General features: G+C 41.3%; 2 protein-coding genes, 1 rRNA gene and 1 pseudogene. All 4 read right to left on the bottom strand.

Annotated features, from left to right (window positions below):
* Positions 1-107: 107 nt before the first annotated feature.
* A pseudogene (locus H5975_RS07150) lies at positions 108-2,201 on the bottom strand (DEAD/DEAH box helicase); the annotation flags it as partial.
* Between the two features lie 17 nt (positions 2,202-2,218).
* Positions 2,219-3,550, bottom strand: coding sequence for an ATP-binding protein (locus H5975_RS07145; RefSeq protein WP_204785468.1), 1,332 nt, complete (start codon positions 3,548-3,550; stop codon positions 2,219-2,221).
* Positions 3,550-5,391 carry a TerB N-terminal domain-containing protein gene (locus H5975_RS07140; protein ID WP_204785467.1) on the bottom strand — a complete coding sequence of 614 codons (1,842 nt, stop codon included), beginning with the start codon at positions 5,389-5,391 and terminating at the stop codon, positions 3,550-3,552. The genes H5975_RS07145 and H5975_RS07140 overlap by 1 nt, the downstream gene beginning before the upstream one ends.
* 109 nt (positions 5,392-5,500) lie before the next feature.
* Positions 5,501-5,605: ribosomal RNA gene (rrf, locus tag H5975_RS07135) — 5S ribosomal RNA — on the bottom strand; the annotation flags it as partial.

The following is a 5,605-nucleotide window of genomic DNA, read 5'->3' as shown; positions in this document are numbered from 1 at the left end:
GCCCATAAAGGTCCTTCTTTCTAATGGAATGTTGTGGTAACACCATTAAAGACCTTTATGGGTTTTCTTGTCCACTTAAATGTTCAACTTATATTTTACAATCTGCCATATACTAAATCCATTGGATCAAAGTCCTTAGTTGCTTCTTCCCGTAAAATTTGGAAAAATTCGTCGGCTGAAGCGTCCATTGCAAATTCCATAAAATATGGACGTGAAGAATTGAAACCACGTAAATTCAACCGTTTTGCACACTTAATTCTTAACAACCTTTCTAGTGCTAAAAATGCATAGCTCCCAGTCCATGGTAACAAGCACCACATATTACCGCCTAAATTAATCAACTGTTTTTGAGGGATTCCAGCGATATTGCATGTGTCTCTGGCTTGAGTTAACCGTGCTTGAGCATTATTCATCAGGTATGGATACATAGTATTTTCATTCAGTACCTGTCGCATCCGTTCCAAAATCTTTGGCTGAATATCACCAGGGACATCCCCAAAGTAAGCTGGAATCCGACCCTTAACTTCATGACAGTATACCTGATGACGTTTTCGATCCACATCTTCTACCACCCAAACTCGACCAGCAATTGCAATCTTATCACCAACCGGAGGCGGCTTCACGATGGTCCCTAACTCTTCCGATCCAGCATGAACACTAAATTCAACGTTTTCTTGGAAGACTGCATAAAATTTAAAATTATTAACAACTCGTTCTCCGGCTAAACCCACAATCAATCCACCATTCTCTGTCTGCTGGATTTGATTGGACTTAATCAAATGGCGAAGTAGCACCTTGTAATCTTCTTGACTGACGTTATGAAAATAAGTTAATGGTAATACCCGTGAAGCCAGTTCTGCTGGCGTCATTTCGCCACTGGAAGCAAGCGTACTCATTGTTTGATGATACAACAAACTATATGGCAGCCGGTTTGGCTCCGGTGGTTCAACCCATCGTTCTTCGAGATACAATTGCACGAGTGCAATTCCCTGCAGAAGGGGCCATGGGATTAAATCCGGAAGCATTGCACGCGACTCTGGATGTTCTTCACGCATTACAAAGTGCATTTCTGGCGGGTTTCCCCGTCGCCCTGTTCGTCCCATCCGTTGCAAAAAACCGGAGACAGTAAAGGGAGCATCAATCTGAAAAGCACTCTCTAATTTTCCTACATCAATTCCTAATTCCAACGTTGCTGTCGCACAGGTGGTCATGTACGAATCTTCGTCCTTCATTGCGTCTTCAGCAGTTTGACGCAGTGCTGGAGATAAATTCCCATGGTGAATTAAAAAGCGGTCTGGCTCATGCTTATAAGCACAATACTCACGGAGCGCTTGGCAAACCGCCTCACACTCTTCCCGACTGTTAGTAAAGACCAAACATTTTTTACCACGAGTATGTTCAAAAATGTACCCAATTCCTGGATCGGCTAATTCAGGCGCTTGGTCTGTCTTAGGACCGATCAACTGGTTATTTTCATCTTGATCCTTAGCCGCCTGGGGACCCATCTTATAGAAATGTTCCATTGATAACCGCCATACTTGACGAGTATTTTGAACCTTTGGAGCCACTGTAGTATGAGAACTGCCTGCACCTAAAAACTCACTCGCTGCTTTTGTATTACCAATGGTGGCCGAAAGACCAATTCTTCTGGGATCAACGCCTGCTAACTTCGATAACCGTTCAATCAAACAAAAGGTTTGTCCCCCACGATCACTCCGCAAGAAAGAATGCAGTTCGTCAATGACAATATAGCGTAAATCATGGAACAGGTTAGGAATGTCCATATGTTTATTAATCATAAATGATTCAAGAGATTCTGGAGTAATTTGGAGAACCCCACGTGGATTTTTAAGCATCCGTCTTTTTTGCGATTGTGCAACATCCCCATGCCAACGCCAAATGGGAATATCCTGATCTTCGCAAAGGTCTGTTAATCGCCGATACTGATCATTAATTAAGGCCTTCAACGGGGCAATATATAAACAACCAATCGATGATGATGGGTGCTCACTTAATTCTGTCAGAATTGGGAAAAAGGCAGCCTCAGTCTTTCCAGCAGCTGTTGATGCAGAAAGCAACACATTGTGGTCAGTACCAAAAATTTCTTCGGCGGCAGCCACTTGAATTGGACGTAAATTTTGCCATCCTTGCTGGTAAATATAATCCTGAATAAATGGCGCATAGTGTGAAAAAACGTCCATCGTGCTGTCCTCCCTTCTTATAACATAAATTCAGTGTAATCCTTAGTCTTTTTATCACTAACCGCTGTCTGTTCAGTATAAGAGAACTGATCCGAATTTAGCAGGTCTTCAATGGTAGTTCCTGGGTTTTGCCAAACGATGTCCAGCATTTCGATAAAGTCTCGAATGACCTCCCGAGGCGTAATATTGATATCTGCACCGATCCGGGCATATTCAATCTTAATAAACTTGGCTAAGTCATCATCCGTAATTGTCTTTTGATAACCATACAATCCCGCGTGCATATCGGCCAACTTTTCGGTCAACACTAGCATTTCTTCAGCGGTTAACGGATCTAATTTAATAACTGGTGCATACATATCACGTGCTCCCGCTTGTGAAAACTTGCCTTCAGCCAACCGAGAACGTAACGCTTCATAACTATATACACCTCGGCGTCGATCTTCAATTGCTTGGGGTGTCCCACCCATTAAGATCCCCAGATACTTAGCCTTCCCTTGTAAAGTATCGTTGTACATTGTCAGAATTTTTTCATAGTTATACTGACGACTAATGCTGTTCGGGATTTTATAAATATTAACTAACTCATCAATCATGATAATCAAACCAGCATAACCAGCCTGACGGAAAAAGCTAGCAAAGAGTTTCAGGTATTCGTACCAATCACTGTCAGAAATAATGATATTGACGCCTAGCTCCTGCTTGGCTTCGGTCTTATGCGTATATTCACCACGGAACCACTTAATCACTTTGGCCTTGGTTTCATCATCATCGTTTAAATAAGCGTGATAATACATGTTCAAAAGTTTGGAAAAATCAAACCCATGGACCAATTCACTCAGTGACGAAATCACCGCATAAATTTTCTGATCAACGGCTTTTGCAAACTGCGGATCATCATTTGACAGCCCTGTTTCGCTTGCTACTTGAGTCTGAACAGTATTGATCCACCGATCCAAAATCAAGGTCAACGCCCCACCTTCCGGACGGGTTTTGGTAGCCAAGTTTTGAATAAGCTCCCGATATGTTGCAAGTCCTTGTCCCTTGGTTCCTTGCAACCTTCTCTCAGGTGAAAGGTCGCCATCAACCACTACAAAGTTTTTATCCATAACATAGTTACGCATCGTTTGTAAGAGAAAACTCTTCCCGGAACCGTACCGACCAACGATAAAATGAAAGGCGGCCCCACCTTCAGCAACAACATCTACGTCATGCAATAAAGCTTCTATTTCTGCTTTTCGGCCCACAGTGATATATGGTAGTCCGATTCGTGGTACAACCCCACCTTTTAGAGAATTTAAGATGGTTTGCGCAATCCGTTTGGGAACGCGGCGCTTTTTCTCTGGCATTATTTATCCTCCTTCAATAATTCTTGTATATCAGGTCGATAATCATCCACAATTTGTGGTTGATCTTGATCGTCAAATTCGATTACAGAATCACCAATCCAATCAAACAGCTGGTCGTTAATTGCATCTACTAGGATCGAAACCATTATGTGATGCTGTTTGCAGTAATCTTCATAAGGTTGGTCATTCAGTAATGCTGTTATCAAGAAGCGCTGATCTGAATCCAATGCAGGTTCGTCCTCGTTGTCATCATCCTGTTGTAATGGCTCATCATGATGATCACTTTTATCTGATGTTGTCGACTCTACATTAGGTTGTGGTGCAGAAGTTTCGATGTCTTCTTCTTTTTCCTCATCGGTCAATAAACTATCCCGCGTGACGGAAGCGTCGGCTCGAATCTGATCTAAATCACCCATATTAATTTTGATTTTAACTCGTTTGGCTTCTTCACGTTCTCGTTGATAATCTTGGAGACCCATTTTAATTATTTCCAGAACTTGTTCATCAATCGCACGGGGCCTTAATGGATGACCAAGATGGAACTCCTCACGGGCTACCCGATCTAATTCGTGGAAAAATGTATTCAGTCTTTTCGATTGGTCCTTTAGTGGGTACCACACTTTACAGTAGTATTTACGATCTTTAAACTGATACTGCCTTTCTGAATCAATTGGGTATTCATGAGCCTTTGGTAACTGATGAAACGAAAATACAGCCCCTGCGAAAAAGTATTTAGTACTAAATGCCTTTGTGGCAACCATTTGGTTAAACATTTGTGGTTGCTCATCCATCAACCGCTGCCAAACTGCTTTGACTACCTTAGACCACTCTTCTGGTGCCTTCTTGTATAAACGACATTTTTCCAAATATGAACAATGGTTAATAAATACCTTTGTTATTTTTTCTTCGGAATAGTCACCCGGGTGCAGCAGGATATGGTAATCACGATCAGTTTCTAATTTATCAGCAAATGCTTGATTAGCGCGTTGACGGTCTAAGCCATAATAAAGAACATAATCTTGTAACCACTGGTGAATATAGTCCTGCATTCGTTGACCATAATTATCAGCATAACGTTGACTAAATTCCAATAATTTGTCATAACCCTCCGTGGGATTTTTTACTCCGATGTTATTTAGTAATTCATAAATATATACATAAGCATATGAAGTACTGCTAACGGTAAAATCGCCATGACGAAGCTGAGTTCGCCAAGTAAAATATGTTCGTAATTGATGGACATTCATGGCATGGTAATCTGGGTAATAACGCTTCAATTCATAAATCTGATCGTAGTGATCTTCATAATCAGCTACCATTTGTCCTTGTCGATAGAAATTAACTTCTTGTTCATCTACCGGTAGAATCGTGTAATCATAACTCTCCATCATTTTTTGTAGAGGCTCCGGAACATGGCGGTTCTTTAATTGCTGTTGTTTGCGATTATTAGGAATCTTTTGCGCATGGTAATTAGTCTCAGTGTCATCTCCGGGAAGATATATTAATTGTTGTGCTACGAAATTATGGTTCCCATTTGCTGTCGCTTTAAAAGCATAATCTAATACATTTTCTAAATCATGATCGTTAATTTGTTGCAAGCTGGTTTCTACCCACTCTAGGTCATTTGGTACCAACTGGGGAGAGTGAAACGCAGGAAGGTTCCGAATCAGCGAGGCAAATTTTGGACACTTAACATCGAGCAGTGAACGACTATTGGATAAAATTGCAAATGGTGTTTTTTCAATCATTAACAATTGCAGATCTTTTGGATGATTAGCATCGGTTTGAAAGTTTAAACCATATTTATGATAGACTAGTTTTTTCAATGCTCGTTGATCCATTATGTCACCCTCCTTTCGTACATATGTTCTAATAACGATTATACCAAACAACGTTTGCTTTTAAAGCACAAAAAAACGCAGGCTGCATAACAGTCTGCGTTTTACGTTTGCGTGGCAACGTCCTATCCTCGCAGGGAGCGATCCCCCAACTACTTTTGGCGCGTTGAAGCTTAACTTCTGTGTTCGGCATGGGAACAGGTGTATCCTTCAAGCC

It is taken from the genome of Limosilactobacillus coleohominis (assembly GCF_016901675.1).
Lineage (GTDB): Bacteria > Bacillota > Bacilli > Lactobacillales > Lactobacillaceae > Limosilactobacillus > Limosilactobacillus intestinavium.
Note: the sequence above shows the minus strand (reverse complement) of the source record. Positions and strands in the feature narration are given on the sequence as shown.